At 61.1% G+C, this 20,175-nt stretch carries 17 protein-coding genes; 11 read left to right on the top strand and 6 right to left on the bottom strand.

What is annotated here, in order from left to right:
* Positions 1-178 precede the first annotated feature (178 nt).
* The 5 genes from HU725_RS10235 (at position 179) to HU725_RS10255 (ending at position 7,471) form a co-directional block, all read left to right on the top strand.
* Positions 179-1,561: an LLM class flavin-dependent oxidoreductase gene (locus HU725_RS10235; protein WP_186477118.1), complete on the top strand. Its 1,383-nt coding sequence runs from the start codon at positions 179-181 to the stop codon at positions 1,559-1,561.
* A gap of 179 nt (positions 1,562-1,740) precedes the next feature.
* Entirely contained in the window at positions 1,741-2,349 is a 609-nt protein-coding gene (lexA, locus tag HU725_RS10240) for a transcriptional repressor LexA (RefSeq protein WP_455430542.1), read from the top strand.
* Positions 2,349-2,969 carry a translesion DNA synthesis-associated protein ImuA gene (gene imuA, locus HU725_RS10245; protein ID WP_060476540.1) on the top strand — a complete coding sequence of 207 codons (621 nt, stop codon included), beginning with the start codon at positions 2,349-2,351 and terminating at the stop codon, positions 2,967-2,969. Before lexA ends, imuA begins: the two co-directional genes overlap by 1 nt.
* 6 nt (positions 2,970-2,975) lie before the next feature.
* Entirely contained in the window at positions 2,976-4,394 is a 1,419-nt protein-coding gene (locus HU725_RS10250; protein ID WP_186477120.1) for a Y-family DNA polymerase, read from the top strand.
* Entirely contained in the window at positions 4,391-7,471 is a 3,081-nt protein-coding gene (locus HU725_RS10255; protein WP_186477121.1) for an error-prone DNA polymerase, read from the top strand. Before HU725_RS10250 ends, HU725_RS10255 begins: the two co-directional genes overlap by 4 nt.
* 13 nt (positions 7,472-7,484) lie before the next feature.
* Here HU725_RS10255 and HU725_RS10260 read toward each other — a convergent pair whose 3' ends face one another.
* Together HU725_RS10260 and HU725_RS10265 are read right to left on the bottom strand one after the other, a co-directional pair.
* Positions 7,485-8,306: an aldo/keto reductase gene (locus HU725_RS10260; RefSeq protein WP_186477122.1), complete on the bottom strand. Its 822-nt coding sequence runs from the start codon at positions 8,304-8,306 to the stop codon at positions 7,485-7,487.
* Positions 8,294-9,199: a LysR family transcriptional regulator gene (locus HU725_RS10265; RefSeq protein ID WP_060476626.1), complete on the bottom strand. Its 906-nt coding sequence runs from the start codon at positions 9,197-9,199 to the stop codon at positions 8,294-8,296. Before HU725_RS10265 ends, HU725_RS10260 begins: the two co-directional genes overlap by 13 nt.
* A gap of 138 nt (positions 9,200-9,337) precedes the next feature.
* Between HU725_RS10265 and HU725_RS10270 the strand changes: the two genes are divergently transcribed.
* The 4 genes from HU725_RS10270 to HU725_RS10285 all read left to right on the top strand — a co-directional run bounded on the left by HU725_RS10270 (position 9,338) and on the right by HU725_RS10285 (position 13,206).
* Positions 9,338-10,036: a CoA transferase subunit A gene (locus tag HU725_RS10270; protein ID WP_060476536.1), complete on the top strand. Its 699-nt coding sequence runs from the start codon at positions 9,338-9,340 to the stop codon at positions 10,034-10,036.
* A gap of 35 nt (positions 10,037-10,071) precedes the next feature.
* The gene (locus HU725_RS10275; RefSeq protein WP_186477123.1) at positions 10,072-10,728 is read left to right on the top strand and encodes a CoA transferase subunit B; all 657 of its coding nucleotides are present in this window, start codon (positions 10,072-10,074) and stop codon (positions 10,726-10,728) included.
* Between the two features lie 140 nt (positions 10,729-10,868).
* Complete coding sequence (locus HU725_RS10280; protein ID WP_186477124.1) at positions 10,869-12,287, top strand: short-chain fatty acid transporter; 1,419 nt, start codon at positions 10,869-10,871, stop codon at positions 12,285-12,287.
* 31 nt (positions 12,288-12,318) lie between these two features.
* Entirely contained in the window at positions 12,319-13,206 is an 888-nt protein-coding gene (locus HU725_RS10285; protein WP_186477125.1) for a helix-turn-helix transcriptional regulator, read from the top strand.
* Here HU725_RS10285 and HU725_RS10290 read toward each other — a convergent pair.
* The gene (locus HU725_RS10290) at positions 13,151-13,732 is read right to left on the bottom strand and encodes a LysE family translocator (protein ID WP_060476533.1); all 582 of its coding nucleotides are present in this window, start codon (positions 13,730-13,732) and stop codon (positions 13,151-13,153) included. The genes HU725_RS10285 and HU725_RS10290 overlap by 56 nt on opposite strands.
* Positions 13,733-13,990: 258 nt before the next feature.
* Here HU725_RS10290 and HU725_RS10295 point away from each other — a divergent pair, with 258 nt between their 5' ends.
* Complete coding sequence (locus HU725_RS10295) at positions 13,991-15,562, top strand: TerC family protein (protein WP_186477126.1); 1,572 nt, start codon at positions 13,991-13,993, stop codon at positions 15,560-15,562.
* Here HU725_RS10295 and rarD read toward each other — a convergent pair.
* Both rarD and HU725_RS10305 read right to left on the bottom strand, forming a co-directional pair.
* Positions 15,525-16,412 (bottom strand): EamA family transporter RarD, encoded by an 888-nt coding sequence (gene rarD, locus HU725_RS10300; RefSeq protein ID WP_060476531.1) that lies wholly within the window; start codon positions 16,410-16,412, stop codon positions 15,525-15,527. The two genes, HU725_RS10295 and rarD, sit on opposite strands and share 38 nt — an antisense overlap.
* Positions 16,413-16,444: 32 nt before the next feature.
* Entirely contained in the window at positions 16,445-18,031 is a 1,587-nt protein-coding gene (locus HU725_RS10305) for an EAL domain-containing protein (protein ID WP_186477127.1), read from the bottom strand.
* 301 nt (positions 18,032-18,332) lie between these two features.
* Between HU725_RS10305 and hppD the strand changes: the two genes are divergently transcribed.
* Positions 18,333-19,409 carry a 4-hydroxyphenylpyruvate dioxygenase gene (gene hppD, locus HU725_RS10310; protein WP_060476529.1) on the top strand — a complete coding sequence of 359 codons (1,077 nt, stop codon included), beginning with the start codon at positions 18,333-18,335 and terminating at the stop codon, positions 19,407-19,409.
* A 20-nt stretch (positions 19,410-19,429) separates the two neighbouring features.
* On the opposite strand, the gene HU725_RS10315 is transcribed toward hppD, so the two are convergent.
* Positions 19,430-20,149 carry a CSS-motif domain-containing protein gene (locus HU725_RS10315; RefSeq protein WP_225915528.1) on the bottom strand — a complete coding sequence of 240 codons (720 nt, stop codon included), beginning with the start codon at positions 20,147-20,149 and terminating at the stop codon, positions 19,430-19,432.
* Between the last annotated feature and the right edge of the window lie 26 nt (positions 20,150-20,175).

The following is a 20,175-nucleotide window of genomic DNA, read 5'->3' on the forward strand; positions in this document are numbered from 1 at the left end:
CTGAATCTTCTCACGGCTTCTTGCAGATGAACTTGCAGGTCATCTACTGCGTAGATGACTCGAGCTCGTCAAGCCGCAGCACTTAACAGTAAGCCGATGCTGATTTACCTCGGCAAGGATCCCGTCGCCTCTAGCATCGAGATGCTATGCATCGCCCTAAACATTTAAAGGAACAGTGATGTCTGACCCTAAACCCCTTATGTTTGCGCTGTACGAACAGGCCAGTGTCGGTTGCGGTGGGGCGCCGAGTTTGTGGACGCACCCGGCAGATGAACGCTTGGCTGCGAACACCTTCGAGTTTTGGGCTAACCAGGCACGCATTGCTGACCAGGCTAACCTCGATATGTTGTTCTTCGCAGACGTGTTGGGCTTCTATGACGTATTCGGCGCTAATGCGCAGGCAGCCGTGGAGTGGGCTGTCGAGGCGCCTGCAAATGACCCGCTGATGATCATCCCGGGCTTGGCAGCGATTACCAAGAACCTAGCGTTCGGCGCTACCGTGTCCACCACCTACGAGCATCCTTTTGCCCATGCCCGTCGTTTCAGCACGCTCGATCACATGACTAACGGCCGGGTGGGTTGGAACATTGTCACCTCCTATCTTTCCAGTGCTGCGCGTAACTTCGGTCTGGAAGAAATGCTCAAGCATGCAGATCGATACGAGCGCGCCGAGGAGTTCATGGATGTGGTGTACAAACTTTGGGAGGGCAGTTGGGCAGACGACGCAGTGGTCGCCGATAAAACCCGCCGTGTGTACGCGCAAGGCGGTCGGGTCAAACCGATCGACCATGCAGGAGAGCGCTACCGCGTGGCAGGGCCTCATTTGTCCGCTCCGTCGCCACAGCGAACGCCATTGCTGATTCAAGCGGGCTGGTCTGGAAGAGGGCGCGAGTTCGCCGCCAAACATGCCGAGCTGATCTTCATAGCCAAGTCCAATCCACATGAAATCCGCCAAGGCTTGGAAGAGATCTGGACGATGGCTGAGGCACGTGGCCGTGCTAGGGATGACGTGCAGTCGCTAACAGTGCTGCGCATCGTGACGGCGAAAACCGAGATTGAAGCCCAGCGCAAGTACGACGAGCTCCAGAGCAACTATCACTTGGAGGCACAACTGGTCAGCTATGCAGGTGACACAGGCATCGACCTGAGCCGCTATGCGGACAGCGATGCCTTGTCGACTCATACTGAAGGTCTTACGTCCTACATGATGCGACCCGATGGAAGCGGGAGGCCTTTAACCGCCGGTGACATCAAGAAGCGCTTCGCCAACGTTACACGGGGCACCGATCTTATCTTGGTGGGCACTGCGCAGCAGGTGGCGGACAGCATCGAGGAGCATGCACGGATCTCCGGTACCAGTGGTTACATGCTTAACCCCTTAACGAGCCCTGGCACATTGGAGGATTTTGTGGAATTGGTCGTGCCGGAGCTGCAAAAAAGAGGGCTTTATCGAACCAGCCCTCAGAGCGGGAGTTTGCGTTCGAGGCTCAGAGCTGATGGATCCAGTCGTCTACCAGAGTCCGCCTACGGAGCCTCTTACCGCTTCCCGGCCTCCAACTGATCTTGCGTTCGCCATGCCGACTCATCCGCATCGCTGTGGAGCATTCACCCTAAACGATGGTTCAGAAAGGTGCGGTGAGGGGGCATTTGTAGGGCTTTGAATCTTGATCTGTGTCGAGAAAGAATAAGGTGACGAAGAGGTCTTTTCAGCGTTCGCTGAAAAGAGTACAAATGTGCTCCATGGACAATCTCACCCCAAAACGCCGTGCAATCCTCGAATACATCCGCGAGCGCATTGCCGACCACAGTCAACCACCAAGCCTGGCCGATATCGCCAGCCGCTTTGGTTTCGCCTCGCGCAGCGTGGCCCGCAAGCACATCACTGCGCTGTGCCAGGCCGGCTATATCGATGTCACGCCCAACCAGGCACGGGGCATTCGCCTGGCTGAGCCGCTTCGCCGGCCTGAACTCCTTGAGCTTCCAGTACTGGGTCAGGTGGCCGCTGGTGCGCCCATCGGCCCGGACCTGGGCATCCATGAGCAATTGCTTCTCGACCCCAGCCTGTTTCGTCGCACCCCAGACTACCTGCTCAAGGTGCGCGGCGATTCGATGATCGGCGATGGCATTTTCGATGGCGATTTGGTCGGCATCCTTCAGCAGAGTGAAGCACGTGATGGCCAGATCGTGGTCGCCCGTCTGGACGGCGAGGTCACCATCAAGCGGCTGCAGCGCCAACCCGGTGGTTATCGGCTGTTACCGCGCAACCCGGCGTACGCGCCGATTGACGTAGGCCCAGAGCGCGAATTCTTCATCGAAGGCGTGTTCTGTGGCCTGTTGAGGCGCGACTGATGGGCGCGGTGGTCGATCTTGATCGGCTGCTCGATCAACGCCAGATCTGGCGGGGGCGCCAGGGCCAGGTACGCCCGGCAGGGCTGCAGCCTACCGGGCACGCAGCGCTCGACCAGCACTTGCCAGATGGCGGCTGGCCTGCGGCGGCCCTCAGTGAGCTGCTGCTGGCCAGCCCAGGGTGTGGCGAGTTGCAGCTGCTTTGGCCATCGCTGGCACGCCTGACCGCACAAGGCGGCCGGGTAGTGCTGATAGCTCCGCCGTTCATCCCCTATGCCCCCGCTTGGCAGGCCGCAGGTGTGGACCTGCGCTGGTTGATCCAGGTCCAAGCCCCCCAGGCCGATGTGCTTTGGGCAGCTGAACAATGCTTGCGCTCGGCCAGCTGCGCCGCTGTGCTGTGCTGGCCGGAGCGTGCCGATGACCGTGCCTTGCGGCGTTTGCAGGTGGCCGCCGAAACCGGGCAGGCGCTGGCCTTCGCCTGTCGCCCACAACAGGCTGCGAACAACCCGTCACCGGCGGCGCTGCGTATAGCCGTTGATACGCGGCCGGCGCAATGGCGCGTACTCAAGTGCCGTGGCGGTATGCCGCCGGCCCTGCCAATCGCCTGTCCTGGGCGAGGCTGATGTTGCATGCTCTGGGCCTGTATCCTCTTGCCCCAGCTGGCGCTGGACTCGATCCTGCGCGAGCGTGACGATCCCGATACCCCACTGGTGCTAATCGGCGGCCCTGCCCAGCGTCGCGTGTTGCAAGCTGTGAACCCAGCAGCGGCGGCGCTTGGCTTGCGCGCGGGGCTGACACTGACGGCAGCACGGGCCTTGGCCGATGGTTTTCACTGCGTCGAGGCCGACCCGGCGCGTATCGATCACCTGCAGCAGTTGCTGGCAGCCTGGGCTTACCGGTTCAGTGCCCACGTCAGTCTTCACTATCCGCGCGCCTTGTTGCTTGAGGTCGGCTCCAGCCTGCAGTTGTTCGGCCCCTGGCCTGAATTCCAGGCCCGCCTGCGTGAAGAGCTCGCTGAATTGGGTTTGCGCCAGCGCATCGTCCTTGCTACCAACCCGGTCGCCGCACGCATGCTCGCCAACGGCCATGACGGCCTGGCCCTGACCTGCGCTGAGCAGACCCGAACGGCGCTTGCGCGAATGCCTGTCGAGCGGGTCGGGTTACCAGCAGACGCTGCCCAAGCCTTTGTTCGCATGGGCCTGCGCCAGTTGGGGCAGGTTCTGGAATTGCCCCGTGATGCGTTGGCCCGGCGTTTTTCTGCCCAGGTCCAGTTGCATCTTGACCAACTGCTTGGCCTGCGTACCTTCGGGCTGGATTTCTACCAGCCACCAGATCGCTTCGAGTCACGTCTAGAGCTCAACTTCGATGTCGAATCGCACCAGGCCCTGCTGTTCCCGTTACGGCGCATGTTGAATGACCTGGGGGTTTTTCTTGCTGGGCGCGATTGCGGTGTTCAGCGGTTCTATCTGTATCTGGAGCATGCCCAAGGCGCGGATACACAACTGCACGTGGGCTTGCTGGCCGCAGAGCGTGACCCTGCCATGCTCTTGGAACTGGCGCGCGGTCGTTTGGAAGCGCTGCGCATTCGCGCACCTGTACGCAACCTGCGCCTGGTCGCAGATGATCTGCCGGCCTTCGTGCCCCAGCACCAGGCGCTGTTCGACCCACGGGCCCAGCAGGCCCAGCCTTGGGAGCAACTGCGCGAACGCTTGCGTGCGCGGTTAGGGGACGACGCCGTCAAGGGGTTGCGTGCAGGGGCCGACCATCGCCCGGAATGTGCCTGGCAGTTGGCCGAACAAGGTGCTCAGGGAGGCCTGCCAGCCTTGCCCGGAAGCCGCCCCGGCTGGTTACTGCCCATACCCCAGGCGTTGGATGCGACACAACACACCGTGCTCGGGCAAGCAGAGCGCATCGAGTCGGGCTGGTGGGATGGTGGTGATGTACGCCGCGACTATTACCGCATCGAAACCTGTGATGGCCTGCGTGGTTGGGCCTATCAAGACCTCGCTCAGCCTGGCCCGCTGTGGCTGCAGGGCTGGTTCGCATGAACACGTGCGGTTACGCCGAGCTGCATTGCCTGTCCAATTTCAGCTTTCAGCGCGGGGCATCCAGTGCCGAGGAGTTATTCGTCCGCGCCCGCGAGCAGGGCTACCAAGCCCTGGCGATCACTGACGAATGCACCTTGGCAGGTATCGTGCGTGCCTGGCAGGCTGCCAAGGCGCAGCAGCTGCGCTTGATCGTCGGTAGCGAAATGCGTTTGCAGGACGGCCCCAAACTGGTTTTGCTGGTGCAGGACCTGGCCGGCTATCAAAACCTCTGCGCCCTGATCACGCGCGCTCGGCGGCGGGCCGAGAAGGGTGATTATCAACTGTTCGCCGATGACCTTCGGCAACATCACACAGGCTTGCTGGCGCTGTGGGTAGCCGACGATCCTGATGATCAGGCGACTGGCCACTGGCTACGCGAGCTGTTTGCCGAGCGCCTGTGGCTGGCTGTTCACTTGCATCGCGCCAGTGATGACGAGTTGCGCCTGGCCCGTTTGCGAGTTCTGGCAGCGCAGCTTGGCATTCGGGCGGTGGCCTGCGGTGACGTGCATATGCATGTGCGCGGCCGGCGTGCGCTTCAGGATTGCATGACCGCCATCGGCCAGCACTGCACCGTGGCCGAGGCGGGCCGCCATCTGTTCGCCAATGGTGAGCGCCACCTGCGGCCAATAGCGCAACTGGCAGCGCTTTACCCAGCAGATTTGCTGGCCGAGACCCTGCTCATTGCCGAGCGTTGCCAGTTCGACCTGGCGCAATTGCGCTATCAGTACCCGCGCGAACTGGTACCCGAGGGGCACACACCTGCCAGTTGGCTGCGCCAGCTGTGCGAGCGTGGCTTGCCACAGCGTTGGCCAACCGGGCCAAGCAGCAAGGTACGGGCGGTGCTGGACAAAGAGTTGGCGCTGATCCAGGAACTGGGCTACGAGAGCTATTTTCTCACCGTGCACGACATCGTCGCCTTTGCCCGCAGCCAGCACATCCTATGCCAAGGCCGGGGCTCTGCGGCCAATTCGGTGGTGTGTTTCGTGCTGGGCATCACTGAGCTGGACCCGATGGAGCATCGCTTGCTGTTCGAGCGTTTCCTGTCACGCGAGCGCAATGAACCGCCCGATATCGACGTGGACTTCGAGCACGACCGGCGCGAAGAGGTGATCCAATATGTGTTTCGCCGCTATGGCCGCCATCGCGCTGCACTCACCGCAGTGGTCAACACCTACCACGCAGCCGGTGCCGTGCGCGATGTCGCCAGGGTGTTGGGCCTGCCGGCCGATCAGGTCGATGCCTTGGCCAAATGCTGCGGTCGCTGGAGCGACCGTATTCCTGACTCGCAGCGTCTGGCCGAGGCCGGTTTCGAACCGGGCAGCCCTTCGCTGCGGCGCATTCTGGTTCTGGCCGGTGAGCTGATCGGTTTCCCTCGTCATTTGTCTCAGCACCCCGGGGGGTTCGTCATCTCCGAGCAGCCGCTGGACCACTTGGTGCCGGTAGAAAACGCCGCCATGGCCGAGCGTACGGTGATCCAGTGGGATAAAGACGACCTGGACATGGTCGGCCTGCTGAAGGTCGATGTGTTGGCCCTGGGCATGCTTAGCGCTTTGCGCCGCTGCTTTGACCTGGTGCAACGCCATCGTGGTCGGCAACTGACCCTGGCGACGATCCCCAGCGAAGACCCCGCAACCTACGCGATGATCAGCCGTGCCGAAACCATGGGTGTGTTCCAGATCGAATCACGGGCACAGATGGCCATGTTGCCCAGGCTCAAACCCAGCACGTTCTATGACCTGGTGATCGAAGTCGCCATCGTGCGCCCCGGGCCGATCCAGGGTGATATGGTTCACCCTTACTTGCGCCGGCGTTTGAAGCAGGAGCCGGTGACCTACCCCTCGCAGAAGCTCAAGGAAGTATTCGCCCGTACTCTCGGCGTGCCGCTGTTTCAGGAGCAGGTCATGGAGCTGGCCATGGTCGCGGCCGACTATACCCCGGGTGAGGCCGACCAGCTGCGCCGCAGCATGGCAGCCTGGAAGCGCCATGGTGGGCTGGAGCCCCACCGTCAGCGGCTGGTCGAAGGCATGCTGCGCAACGGTTACGACGTGGCATTCGCCGAACGTATATTCGAGCAGATCAAGGGGTTTGGCAGCTACGGTTTCCCCGAGTCCCACGCCGCCAGCTTTGCCTTGTTGTGCTACGCCAGCAGTTGGCTCAAATGCCATGAACCGGCGATCTTCACCTGCGCACTGATCAACAGCTGGCCCATGGGCTTCTACAGCCCGGACCAGTTGCTGCAGGAGGCTCGGCGGCAGGGTATCGAGGTGCGTCCAGTGGATGTGTTCCATAGCCAATGGGACTGCACCCTGGAGCCTGATGGCCAAGGCATCTTGGCCCTGCGCCTGGGCCTGCGCCAGGTGCGTGGCTTCAATGAAGTGGATGCTCGCCGCTTGGAGCAGGCGAGGGCGCAGCGCCCTTGGCGTGATATCGAAGACCTGTGCCTGCGTGCAGGGCTGGACAGCCGTGCACGTGCCCGGCTTGCCGATGCCGGGGCTCTGCGTGCACTGGCGCGGGACCGGCACCAGGCGCGCTGGCAAGTCGCGGCAGTGCAGCCACAGTTGCCGCTGTTCGCCGAGGTTCAGGCGTTGCCGGAGGCCGAGGTGATGTTGCCAGCGCCTACTGTGGGTGAAGACCTGGTTGCCGACTACGACACCCTGGGCACAACCCTTGGCCCGCACCCGCTCAGGCTATTGCGTCCACGCTTGCGGGCGCTGGGCTGCCGCAGCTCTGCTGAACTCGCCGGGCTGGAACATGGCGATGCGATAGCCGTCACCGGCCTGGTTGTAGGGCGCCAACGGCCCCAGACTGCCAGTGGTGTGACCTTCGTGACACTCGAAGATGAGTTCGGCATGGTCAATGTGGTGGTGTGGCGGGACCTGGCCGAACGGCAGCGGCGGGCGTTGGTGGGGGCCCAGTTGCTTAAGGTCAGCGGGCGCCTCGAGCAGGAAAATGGCGTGCGCCATCTGATTGCCCGGCGCCTTGAAGACATCAGCCCTTTGCTAAAAGGGCTGGATGTGAAAAGCCGAGATTTTCACTGACCTCCCGAGCCTGTCAAACCATCGCCAAATGTTGCTTGCGCTGCGGCGCAGGGAATGCCCGGTCGATTGCCCGCAAGTCCTCTTGGGTGAGGGTCAACGCCCCGGCAGCCGCATTCAACCGCACATGCTCCGCTGACACCGCTTTAGGGATGGCAATCACATCATGTTTGCGGGTAACCCAGGCCAGGCTGACCTGGGCAGGGGTCGCGCCGTGGCGCTCACCGATTTCTCTCAACACTGGATGATCGAGCAACTGCCCAGCTTGTGCCAGCGGGCAGTAGGCCATGGTCGGCAAGCCTCGCTGGCGGCTCCACGGCAACAAGTCGAACTCGATGCCACGCTGCGCAGGGTTGTACAGCACTTGATTGGTCGCGCATCGAGGGTCGTGCAGCTCGCGCAGGTCGTCCACATCGAAGTTCGATACGCCCCAATGGCCGATTTTTCCCTGTTCGCGCAAGCGCTCGAAGGCCTCGACCGTCTCTTGCAGGGGATACTGACCACGCCAATGCAGCAGGTACAGGTCGATCATTTCAGTGCCCAGGCGCTTGAGGCTTCGCTCACAGGCCTGGGCAACGCCTTGGCGGCTGGCATTGTGCGGGTACACCTTACTGACGAGAAACACCTTATCGCGGCGCCCGGCAATGGCTTGGCCGACCACGGCCTCGGCACCGCCTTCGGCATACATCTCGGCACTGTCGATCAGGGCCATGCCATGTTCGATTCCTTGTTGCAGGGCCGCCACTTCAGCGGCCTTGCGAGCAGGATCCTCGCCCATGTACCAGGTGCCCTGGCCAATGGCCGGCACCTTGCAACCTGCCAGTTCTACGTAACGCATGTCACCTCCGGAGTGTGGGTGTGGGAAAGCACCACTTCGAGCAGCGCTTGGGCTGCCGTTGACAGTTTGTGGTCGGCCAGCGCGATCACGCCAATTCGCCGCTCAACGGCAGGCTCTATCAAGGTCACGCATCGCGCACCGAGCTCCTGCATCTGGTTGATACATAGCGCCGGCACTGCGCTGACGCCAAGGCCGCTGGCGACCATGCGGCCAATGGTGGACAACTGATGGCTTTCGAACGCCACCGCCAGCCTGCCATGCTGGACAGCGATGTTCTGTTCAAGCAACAGCCGCACCGCCGATGGCCGTTGCAGGGCAATGAAGTCCTGGGCCAGCAGCTGTGCCCAAGTCACCTGGGTGTGCAGCGCCAGCGGTGAATCGGCCGGCACCACCGCAACGAAACGGTCAAGGTACAGCGGGTGAAAGTGCAGGCCATCGGTGTTTTCCGGCTCGAAACCGATGCCCAGTTCGACGCGGCGGTGGCGCACCAGTTCCAGTACTTGTTCGTTGATCACGTCATGCACCGTAACGTTGACCTTGGGGTAACGCTGGCGGAACACTTTAAGCGAATGCGGCAGCAGGTTGCCGGCAAAGGCAGGCATGGCAGCCACCGAGACGCGGCCCAATTGCAGCGTGAAACGCTGGCGCAGCATTTCTTCGGTGTCGTCCCAGTCGGCCAACAGGCGTCGGGCCAGCGGCAGCAACACCTCACCTTCGGCTGTGAGGCTGACGCTGCGGGTCGTGCGGGTGAGCAGTGCGCCGCCCAGGTTTTCCTCCAAGGCCTTGATGGTCAGGCTCAAGGCAGGTTGCGACACATGCAGGTGTTCGCCGGCCTGGGCGAAGCTCTGGTATTTGGCTACGGCGGCGAAGGCACGTAGCTGCTTGACGTTCATGGTAGCCTCAGCGTTGTTTTGCAAAAGTTATCAATCAATGATGAAAACAAAATTAACAAATCAGTCGCCAGCGGTGAAGATGTCGTTACACGCTCACCGACAGCCTCGTCGGTTCAACAACTACAAAGGCGGATCAACATGGCCGGACTGGACAAGCGCGTTGCAACCTATGAAGAGGCCCTTGCAGGCCTGACCGACAACATGACGGTACTGGCAGGTGGTTTCGGCCTGTGTGGTATCCCTGAAAACCTCATCGCCGAGATCAAGCGCCGGGGCGTGAAGGGGCTGACCGTGGTTTCCAACAACTGCGGCGTCGATGGTTTCGGCCTGGGCGTGCTGCTTGAAGACCGGCAGATCCGCAAGATGATCGCCTCCTATGTGGGCGAGAACGCTGAATTCGAACGGCAGTTGCTCAGTGGTGAGCTGGACGTCGAGTTGACCCCGCAAGGTACGCTGGCCGAGAAAATGCGTGCCGGGGGCGCTGGTATTCCGGCGTTCTACACCGCCACCGGCTATGGCACCCCGGTTGCCGAGGGCAAGGAGGTGCGTGAGTTCAAAGGCCGCAAGTACATCCTCGAAGAAGCCATTACCGGTGACTTCGCCATCGTCAAGGGCTGGAAGGCCGACCACTACGGCAACGTGGTTTATCGCCACACCGCGCAGAACTTCAACCCGCTGGCCGCCACCGCCGGCAAGATCACCGTGGTCGAAGTGGAGGAGATCGTCGAGCCTGGGGTGCTGTTGCCCAGCGAGATCCACACCCCTGGTATCTATGTCGACAGAGTGATCCTCGGTACCTTCGAAAAACGTATCGAAAAGCGCACCGTCAAGGCCTGAGCGCCGCCCATCAGAACAACAAAGAGATCCTGACCATGGCACTGACCCGCGAACAGATGGCACAACGCGTCGCCCGTGAATTGAAGGACGGCTACTACGTCAACCTTGGCATCGGCATCCCGACCTTGGTGGCCAACTATGTCCCGGCGGACATGGACGTCATGCTGCAGTCCGAGAACGGCCTGCTCGGCATGGGCGAATTCCCTACCGAAGCCAGCATCGATGCCGACATGATCAACGCCGGCAAACAGACCGTGACCGCCCGGCGCGGCGCATCGATCTTCGACTCGGCGCAATCGTTCGCCATGATCCGTGGCGGTCATGTCGACCTCACCGTGCTGGGAGCGTTCGAGGTTGACGTTGAGGGCAACATCGCTTCGTGGATGATCCCCGGCAAGCTGGTCAAAGGCATGGGCGGCGCGATGGATTTGGTGGCCGGTGCAGAGAACATCATCGTCACCATGACCCACGCTTCGAAGGATGGCGAGTCCAAGTTGCTGCCGCGCTGCAGCTTGCCCCTGACCGGCGCGGGTTGCATCCGCAAGGTGCTGACGGACCTGGCCTACCTTGAGATCGAGAATGGCGCGTTCATCCTGCGCGAAACCGCGCCCGGTGTAAGCATCGACGAGATCGTCGAGAAAACCGCCGGCAAGTTGATCGTGCCGGACGATGTGAAAGAAATGACCTTCTGACGCTTCGTATTGCACCTGTGGCAGTGGGTTTACCCGCCAAGGCTTCGGTTACTGCACCGTTGCTCTTGCGGGTGAACCCGCTGCCACAGGTTTTGTCGTTTTGCGTGAAAACTTCATAAAATCAATAAAAGGAAGTAACCGTGGCCGCTGAAATTCAAGACAGCCGCTCCGCCCGCTTTGCCCTGCGCTGTTCCAATTGGGCCGAACGCTGGTTCCCTGACTCCTGGGTGTTCGCTGCCCTTGCTGTGCTGCTGGTGTGCATTGCAGCCCTGGCCATGGGCGCCAAACCGACCGAGACCGCCAAGGCCTTTGGCGATGGCTTCTGGAGCCTGATCCCTTTCACCATGCAAATGGCATTTGTGGTCATCGGCGGTTATGTCGTGGCCAGCTCGCCTCCGGCCGCCCGCTTGATCGACCGTCTTGCGCGCATTCCCAGCAATGGCCGCTCTGCAGTGTGTTGGGTAGCATTGATCTCGATGCTGGCTTCGCTGCTCAACTGGGGCCTGTCGCTGGTGTTCGGCGGCTTGCTGGTACGTGCCCTGGCTCGGCGCACTGAGCTTAAAATGGACTATCGCGCCGCCGGTGCGGCCGCCTATCTGGGCCTGGGCGCGGTGTGGGCGCTGGGCTTGTCATCCTCGGCCGCGCAGTTGCAAGCCAACCCGGCCAGCCTGCCGCCTTCGATTCTGTCGATCACCGGTGTGATCCCGTTCACCGAGACCATCTTCCTCTGGCAGTCGGGGGTCATGTTGGCGGCCCTGGTCATCGTCTCGCTGGTGATCGCCTATGCCACTGCACCCGGTCCAAACAGTGCGCGCAGCGCCGAAGATTGCGGCGTCGACCCCAGCTTCACCGCCCCGCCGGCGGCCAAGCGCACACGCCCAGGCGAGTGGTTGGAACATAGCCCGATTCTGATCATCATGCTGGTGGCCCTGGCTGGCGGCTGGCTGTATCAGGAGTTCGCCAGCAAACCTGCAATCACTGCCATTTCCGGGCTCAACACCTACAACTTGCTGTTCATCATGCTCGGTGCCTTGTTGCACTGGCGGCCGCGCAGTTTCCTCGACGCGGTGGCGCGGGCCGTGCCGACCACCACCGGTGTACTGATCCAGTTCCCCCTGTATGGCTCGATCGCCGCGATTCTCACCCAGGTCAAAGGCGTGGATGAACAGACGCTGGCTCACCACATTTCGTTGTTCTTCACCCAGATCGCCACCCATGATACTTATGCACTGCTGATGGGGGTGTACTCGGCGGTGCTGGGCTTCTTCATCCCATCCGGCGGCGGCAAGTGGATCATCGAAGCGCCCTACGTGATGCTGGTGGCCAACGACCTGCAGTACCATCTGGGTTGGGCGGTGCAGATTTACAACGCTGCCGAGGCGCTGCCGAACCTGATCAACCCGTTCTACATGTTGCCGCTGCTCGGTGTGTTGGGGCTCAAGGCGCGCGACTTGATCGGTTTCTCGTTCGTGCAGTTATTGGTGCATGTGCCCTTGGTGCTGTTGCTGCTATGGGCGCTGGGCACTACGTTGCAATACATGCCGCCCGTTATGCCTTGAGGGCAGTCCGGATGCAGCAAGGGGCAGGGTGATGATCGAGGTTTCACGGTTCTGGCGCGATCCTGCATTGCCCTTCGTCGAAGCCAGGCGCGTGGGGGATGGGTGCAAGGTCTGCTATGCGCCCCATTCCCATGAAAGCTTCTCCATCGGTGTGATCACTGGAGGGCGCAGCACTTATCACAGCGGTGCGAGCCAGATAGAGGTTCAGGCAGGTACCACCGTGCTGATGAACCCTGGCGTAGTGCACAGCTGCAACCCGATCGCCGGGCAGCCTTGGTCTTACCTGATGCTATTCGTCGACATGCCGTGGTTGCAGCAGCATGGGTTTGTTCTGCCTGCGCAAACCTTCAGCACATCAGCGCGCCTTTACAGCCGGCTGCTGCAGCTGTTCGCCGATCTGTTCGATGCCCAAACTACCGACCGCCAAGCTCGGCTAGCCATTTTTTTCAAGGAGCTGCCCACTTACCTGCACAGCCCGGTGCAAACGCTGCGCGCCGACCACCCACAACTGGATGCGGCGGCGGCTTTCATGCGCGCCCACCGCAGTGACCCTTTGACCCTGGCGGACGTATGCGCTGCTTGCGGCCTGTCGCGGTCTTACCTGATCCGTGCATTCGAGCAGCGCTTTGGCCTGACACCTCATGGCTACCTGCTTGACCTGCGGATACAGCAGGCACGTGCGCAGTTGCGCCAGGGCCGAGCGATCGCCGAGGTGGCGGTGGAGGCTGGGTTTGCCGATCAGTCGCATTTGCAGCGTGCTTTCAAGCGACATCTGGCGGCTACGCCTGGGCATTACCGCGATGCGCCGCCTCTACCCGCACCAGTGGCTTCTCTGAGTTGCGAAGAGGCCAGCACTGGCAGCTTCAAACCAGCAGGTACACAGCGCTGCCCACCAATAGCACTGCCAGGCCGCGATTGAATAATTGCAGGTAACGGGGTTGGCGCAGGTACTGGCCGATCACACTCCCTGCCCAGGCCCAGCAGGCTACCGAGACGAAACAGATCGGCCCATAGATCCAGGTGAACAGCCACAACAATTGATGTTCGCCGCCGGTGTAGGCGCCCACTCCCGCGACTGCCGCCAGCCAGGCTTTGGGGTTGAGCCATTGCATCGCCGCACCCTGCCAGGCCGTTGGGGCGTCGTGCTGATCGGGGCTGCCCAGTTGCCCATCGTCGCTGGCCAACTTCCATGCCATGTAAAGCAAGAACCCCACGCCCCCCAGGTGCAGCGCCTGGCCTAGTAGCGGCCAGCGCAACAGCAGTTCGTGCAATCCGAGGCCAACCAGCAGCAACAACAGGCAAAAGCCCAGTGTTGCGCCGGTCACATGCCTGAGGCTGGCGCGCAGCCCATGGCGGGCACCGCTGCCGAGCGCGACGATGTTGACCGGCCCGGGCGAGATCGATGCTGCAAGGGCGAATGCGGCCATTGAAATGGACAGGGTCATGGGGTGGCTCCGATTGATGGACAATTTAGCAATCCTGCGCCCCTTCAATGGCCAGGTATTGAAGAATAATCCCCTGTGAAAGCCGTTAAGGTTTTGAAATAGTTTCGCGCTATGCGAAAAAGCTACCTCACTTGTAGGATCGTGTTCCCTATTCTGTTTTCAGGTCTATATGAGCACCTTCGCGGAGCCCCCCAGTTTTCGGCCTTCCTGGCCATCCTCCCCCCGTCCATGTGACGCCTTCAACGTGAGCACCCGCTAATGGAATGGCTAGCCGATCCAACGGCCTGGCTAGGCCTGTTGACGCTTATCGTCCTCGAGCTGGTGCTAGGTATCGACAACCTGGTGTTCATCGCCATCCTTGCCGACAAACTGCCGCCGCATCAGCGTGACCGTGCGCGAGTGATCGGCCTGAGCCTGGCGCTGATCATGCGTCTGGGCCTGCTGGCCAGTATCTCGTGGATGGTCACCCTTACCGCGCCGTTGTTCGAAGTCATGGGCAAGAGTTTCTCCGGCCGTGACCTGATCATGCTGTTCGGCGGTGTGTTCCTGCTGTTCAAAGCCACTATGGAGCTGCATGAGAGGCTGGAAGGGCATGTGACACAGGCCAGTGGCGTGCTGCGCCATGCTGCGTTCTGGCCGATCGTGGCGCAGATCGTCGTGCTCGATGCGGTGTTTTCGCTGGACGCGGTAATTACCGCGGTGGGTATGGTCGAACACCTGTCGGTGATGATGATCGCGGTCATCTTCTCGATCGGTATCATGATCGTGGCCAGTAAGCCGCTGACCCGCTTCGTCAATGCTCACCCGACGGTGATCATGCTGTGTCTGGGCTTCTTGATGATGATCGGCTTCAGCCTGACCGCCGAAGGCCTTGGGTTCCACATTCCCAAGGGCTACCTTTATGCGGCCATTGGTTTCTCGATCCTTATCGAGCTGTTCAATCAGTTGGCTCGCGCCCGTCGCAAACGCAGCCTGCAACAGCATCGTCCGCTGCGTGAGCGCACGGCTCACGCCGTTTTGCGCCTGCTGGGCGGGCGCCGGGTGGAAGCTGACGAGGTCGGTGAAGAAATTGCCGACCTGGTCGAAGGTGGCGGTGAGCAGGTGCTGTTCGACCGCCGTGAACGCGTGATGATCAGTGGTGTGTTGAACCTGGCCGAGCGACCGATCCGCACGGTGATGACCCCACGGGCGCAGGTCGATGTCATTGACCTTGCGCAACCTGCGCAGGCCATCAGCCAAGCGCTGGCCAACTCGCCCTATTCGCGTCTGCCGTTGATTCGAAATGGCCATATCGAAGAGCCGTTGGGCTTCGTACACAAGAAGGAATTGCTCAAGGAAATGCTCGGCGGCAGCCAGCCCAACCTCGAACGCATGGCCCGAGCCCCGCTGAACCTGTTGGAGAGCTTCAGTATCTTCAATGCCCTGGAGCAGATGCGCAGCCAGTCGACCCATATCGCTTTCGTGATCAATGAGTTCGGGGATTTCACCGGGCTGTTGACCATGACCGACATCCTCGAGTCGGTCGCTGGCGAATTGCCTGATGCCAGCGAGGTCGAGGGCCCAGCGATCGTCGAGGAGGGTGATGGCTTCATCGTCAATGGCGCCATGAGCCTCAGCCAGGTCCAGGCCCGCACAGGCTTCAGCGCCCGTGCCACCGAGGACTACCAGACCCTTGCAGGCCTGGTCATGAGCCTGCTGGACCGTCTGCCAGTGGTAGGTGACCGGTTAGCCTACGGTGGCTGGAGCATGACGGTGGTGGCGGTCGAGGAGCGGCGGGTACGCCAGGTGCGCCTCACACAGAGCGCCGACGCTGACGCAGCAGGTGCTTGAAGCCTTCAAGCACCAGCACCAGTACAGCGGCCCAGATCGGTAGGTAAGTCAGCCACTGATCCGGGCCGATCGTCTCCCCGAGCAGCAGGGCGACGCCGACCAGCAAGACGGGTTCGACATAGCTCAGCAGGCCGAACAGGCTAAAGGGCAACAGGCGGCTTGCCAGCACATACGCGATCAGTGCGCAGGCGCTGATCGCCCCCAGCAGCGGGATCAAGCCATAGAGGCCAGGGTGTTGCTGCATGTCTGTCGCCGACAGTGCACCTTGGGTGACGAAGTACAACGCCCAGGGCAGCAATAGGCACATGTCGCACCACAGGCCGCCTAGGTGATCGGTGCGACAGCGTCGCCTCAGCACGAAGTAGATCGGGTAGCCGATCATCACCACCAGGGTTTCCCAGGCGAAGCTGCCATGCTGGTAAAGCTCGTGCCCCACCCCCACAGCTGCGCAACAAACCGCCACAGCCTGCAGGCGTGACAGCCGCTCGCCATAGACCAGCCGCCCGGTGAGCACCATCGCCAGCGGCAGCAGGAAGTACCCCATCGACACCTCCAGGCTGCGCCCGTGCAGGGGAGCCCAAAGAAATAGCCACAACTGCACACCCATCAGCCAGGAAGTACCCACCATACCCAGCAGCAGCGCCGGCGTCTGCCGAACCCGAGCGAGCAGCTCGCCGACGCGCTTCCAGTCTTTGCTGGCCAGCATGAACAGCGTCAGGCAAGGTAAGGTCAGCAATGTACGCCAGCCAAAGATCTCCTCGCCATCGAGCGGCGAAAGCAGGGAGGAATAGAAATACATCACGGCGAACAGACAGGACGCCATGACCGATGAAATAATGCCTTTTGACACGAATGCCTCGGATAGGAGAGTGGACCGGTGGATCAGCCGGGCATGATCTCAGGGGGCGCGTCCTGCGGCAACCTTGGGCCGCCCGGTCGCGCCGCGAGTGCCCGAAGAAAATCGGCTGCTGGCATTGGCCGAGCGAACAGGTAACCCTGCTGGAAGTCCACGCCGCTGCGCGCCAGGTAGTCCCGCTGAACCTCGGTTTCCACCCCTTCGGCAACGATGCCCAAGCTCAATTTGGCGCAAAGCTCGATGATGCTGTCCAGGATATGTTGCGACAACGCATCGCCCCCGATCATGGCCACGAAGCTCTGGTCGATCTTCAGGTAATCGACCTTGAACTGGCGCAGGTAGTTGAGGCTTGATTGGCCGGTGCCAAAATCATCGAGGGCGATCATCACCCCCATCTCATGCAGTTTGGCGAACAATTCCAATGCGACCGGCGTGGCCTCGAGCAGTTTGCGCTCGGTCAGCTCCAGTGTCAGCCGTATCCGTCCTTCGGGAAAATGCTCAAGGAAGGTTCGGCAGTCGTCGAGCAGGCTCAAGTCTCGACAGTGATCGGCTGTGATATTGATGCCGATATGAAAGCCGTCTTCCAACAACGCTGCGTAAGGGGCGAGGTTCTGCGCAGTGTGCAGCATCAGCGCCCGGGTCATCTCGACGATCTGGCCGCTGTGTTCGGCGTAGGGGATGAACAGGTCCGGGCGGACCAGGCCTTCGCGGGGATGGTTCCAGCGCATCAGCACTTCGGCCCCCGCCCAGCGGTAGTCCCCTCTGCGCACAACCGGTTGGAAATAGGGCAAGAACTCATCGGCTTGCAACGCCCGCTGCAGTTCCGCACGGGGGGAGCTGGCGCGGCGCAGTTGCCAGTGGCAGACACTGCCGGCGGCCACCCCGAGTATCAACAACAGGCTGAGCAGGGCAGGGTATTGACTGCGCAGCATCTGGGCAGGTTTGTCGGCCCCGTAGCCACCGTGCACGCTGAAAGGGTAGCGAGCCGAGCCTAGGGTTACATCGGCGGTGGCGGCAACCGGTGGAACGCCGCTATGCACCACGCCGTCCTTGCCCATCCAGGCGTTGCCGACACGGATCTGTAGTGCCTCCTGCGAGCCGATCAAACGCAAAGCCGAGAGCAGATGGTCGCCGTCCAGCGTGGTGATCGCCCCGCGATCGCCATCGATGGCGCGATACACCAGCAGGGGGTGGCCAGGCGTTACCGAGTTGCCATTCATCAGCCAGAGCTGCCCGTCAGTGTAATCACTCGCGTGAACGGGCTCGTGGTAATCGCCAAACAGTGAGGTGCAATACAGGTTGTTCTGGCGAAACAGGTTGGTTGACCTGACAAAAGCATTGCGCGTGACCTGAGTGCGCAGCGCCAGCTCCACCTCGCTGCACGGGCTTCCTGCCAGCGGCAGCAGCGCCTGCGCGGCGTTGGCCAGGTTGTCTAGAATGTGATCGACATGCTCGACCACCTGCTGTGTAGTCGCCTGGCTGCTGGCACGCAATTCGCGCTCGATTTGCCAGTTCATCACCGCCAGGCCGCAGGCCAGCGGCAGCACGCCGACCGCCCACGGCAGCAGAGAGCGCCAACTGCACCGAGCGGGGCGTTTGGAGGTGAGAGGCATGCGCTGTCGATCTTCCTGAATGCTGACAAGCTGAGGATAGCCTTTTGCTGGGTAGCGTGACTAACTAATGCGCGACAAAGCCATTTACGCCATGTAGAATTCATTTACGAATACAACAATAAGGTCCTTCCAGCGTGAAGGGTCAACCCCGCCGAGAATGGGTCCATATGACATACCATGGGTTCAAGCTGATCATTGGTGACTTCCTCGCGCGTAGCGTGCGCGGTATCCCGTGCTCTCCGCCACTGTCGTTCCACATCCTACGCATTCTTTAATTTTCGCTGCAGATGAGGGTACGAACATGGCTGATATCTTTGACAATCCAATGGGCCTGATGGGCTTCGAATTCATTGAGCTCGCCTCGCCGACGCCAGGGGTGCTGGAGCCGGTATTCCAGACACTGGGCTTCACCAAGGTGGCCACTCACCGTTCCAAGGATGTGCACCTGTATCGCCAGGGCGGTATCAACCTTATTTTGAACAACGAACCCAAGAGCATTGCCTCGTATTTCGCGGCCGAGCATGGGCCGTCCGTGTGCGGCATGGCGTTCCGCGTGCGCAACGCGCATGAAGCCTATGCCCGGGCTCTGGAGCTGGGGGCTCAGCCGGTCGAGATAGAAACTGGCCCGATGGAGTTGCGCCTGCCCGCTATCAAAGGCATTGGTGGTGCTCCGCTCTACTTGATCGACCGTTTCGAAGAAGGCAGTTCGATCTATGACATCGACTTCAATTTCATCGAGGGTGTCGATCGCAACCCGGTTGGCGCGGGCCTGAAGATCATCGACCACCTGACCCACAACGTTTACCGCGGGCGCATGGCTTATTGGGCCGGGTTCTACGAAAAGCTGTTCAACTTCCGTGAAATCCGTTACTTCGACATCAAAGGCGAATATACCGGCCTCACGTCCAAGGCCATGACCGCACCTGACGGCATGATCCGCATTCCGCTCAACGAAGAGTCGTCCAAGGGGGCGGGGCAGATCGAAGAGTTCCTCATGCAGTTCAACGGTGAAGGCATCCAGCATGTGGCCTTCTTGACCGATGACCTGCTCAAGACCTGGGATGCCCTCAAGGGCCTTGGTATGCGCTTCATGACCGCGCCGCCGCAAACCTACTACGAAATGCTCGAAGAACGCCTGCCTGGCCACGGCGAGCCAGTGGGCCAACTGCAAGCGCGCGGTATCCTGCTCGATGGCGCTTCCGAGTCAGGCGACAAACGCCTTCTGCTGCAGATTTTCTCGGAAACGCTACTTGGCCCGGTTTTCTTCGAGTTCATCCAGCGTAAAGGGGATGACGGGTTCGGTGAGGGCAATTTCAAGGCATTGTTCGAGTCCATCGAGCGCGATCAAGTGCGCCGTGGCGTGCTCAGTGCCGACTGAATGCATACCGCGTTGCGCCGTCAGCCCTGGCTGACGGCGCCCCTCACGCGGCGGCTACGCTGCCGGAACAAGCCCCAGTAGGCAATTGCGCCGGTGATGATGCCCACCAGCGCCAGGGATGGGAATAATTGTTTCATGGTCTGGCGAGTTTCCCGGGCCGAGTAGCCTGACGGGTACCCCGCTTTGACGGTGTACCCGTACTTTTTCGAAACACCCTCTTGGAAAAACTCGGCTTGTGAGGGCCTGGACGCGTCGCGACTATCGCCGTCGCTCCAGATATACAGGTCTTCGAACTCCAGCAACAATGTCAGGCCAGTTTGAAAAGCGCGCAGTTCATTTTGAAGCAGGATGCCATAAGACGTGGCGATGACTCCTCTGTTCTCTTGCGTGGTCTGATAGACCAAGAGCATGTCGTGAGGTGTTACAGGAGGGTCCAGCATCAAACGAAACTGCGAGCTGACATCGGCGAAGCTTTGATCCGGTGCAGACGGCGCCTTCATGCTGTTGCAGTAGGGTCGCCCGTTGGAAGTCAAAGCTAGCGAGCGTAGGTGAGGTGCTTGGGTTACCAGGTCGATCAATTGTGGCTCGGCGTTCTCGCAGTGGGTTCCTGCCAGTGTCATTGCAGCAGTGGCCGATGCCTTGATGCGATCCAGTGCCAAGTCCACCGAATAGATGGCTTCGCCAACCGAGATTCTTGCCGTCTCCTCGAGCTTCTTGTCTTGTTGATAGAACATGATCATCAGCCCAGTGCCCACCGGCAGCAAAC

The organism is Pseudomonas promysalinigenes (assembly GCF_014269025.2).
Classification (GTDB): Bacteria; Pseudomonadota; Gammaproteobacteria; order Pseudomonadales; family Pseudomonadaceae; genus Aquipseudomonas; species Aquipseudomonas promysalinigenes.

Coding starts and splice junctions, on each gene's coding strand:
- HU725_RS10235 (WP_186477118.1), top strand. CDS start 179: ATGTCTGACCCTAAACCCCTTATGTTTGCGCTGTACGAACAGGCCAGT.
- lexA (WP_455430542.1), top strand. CDS start 1,741: ATGGACAATCTCACCCCAAAACGCCGTGCAATCCTCGAATACATCCGC.
- imuA (WP_060476540.1), top strand. CDS start 2,349: ATGGGCGCGGTGGTCGATCTTGATCGGCTGCTCGATCAACGCCAGATC.
- HU725_RS10250 (WP_186477120.1), top strand. CDS start 2,976: ATGCTCTGGGCCTGTATCCTCTTGCCCCAGCTGGCGCTGGACTCGATC.
- HU725_RS10255 (WP_186477121.1), top strand. CDS start 4,391: ATGAACACGTGCGGTTACGCCGAGCTGCATTGCCTGTCCAATTTCAGC.
- HU725_RS10260 (WP_186477122.1), bottom strand. CDS start 8,306: ATGCGTTACGTAGAACTGGCAGGTTGCAAGGTGCCGGCCATTGGCCAG.
- HU725_RS10265 (WP_060476626.1), bottom strand. CDS start 9,199: ATGAACGTCAAGCAGCTACGTGCCTTCGCCGCCGTAGCCAAATACCAG.
- HU725_RS10270 (WP_060476536.1), top strand. CDS start 9,338: ATGGCCGGACTGGACAAGCGCGTTGCAACCTATGAAGAGGCCCTTGCA.
- HU725_RS10275 (WP_186477123.1), top strand. CDS start 10,072: ATGGCACTGACCCGCGAACAGATGGCACAACGCGTCGCCCGTGAATTG.
- HU725_RS10285 (WP_186477125.1), top strand. CDS start 12,319: ATGATCGAGGTTTCACGGTTCTGGCGCGATCCTGCATTGCCCTTCGTC.
- HU725_RS10290 (WP_060476533.1), bottom strand. CDS start 13,732: ATGACCCTGTCCATTTCAATGGCCGCATTCGCCCTTGCAGCATCGATC.
- HU725_RS10295 (WP_186477126.1), top strand. CDS start 13,991: ATGGAATGGCTAGCCGATCCAACGGCCTGGCTAGGCCTGTTGACGCTT.
- HU725_RS10305 (WP_186477127.1), bottom strand. CDS start 18,031: ATGCCTCTCACCTCCAAACGCCCCGCTCGGTGCAGTTGGCGCTCTCTG.
- hppD (WP_060476529.1), top strand. CDS start 18,333: ATGGCTGATATCTTTGACAATCCAATGGGCCTGATGGGCTTCGAATTC.
- HU725_RS10315 (WP_225915528.1), bottom strand. CDS start 20,149: ATGATCATGTTCTATCAACAAGACAAGAAGCTCGAGGAGACGGCAAGA.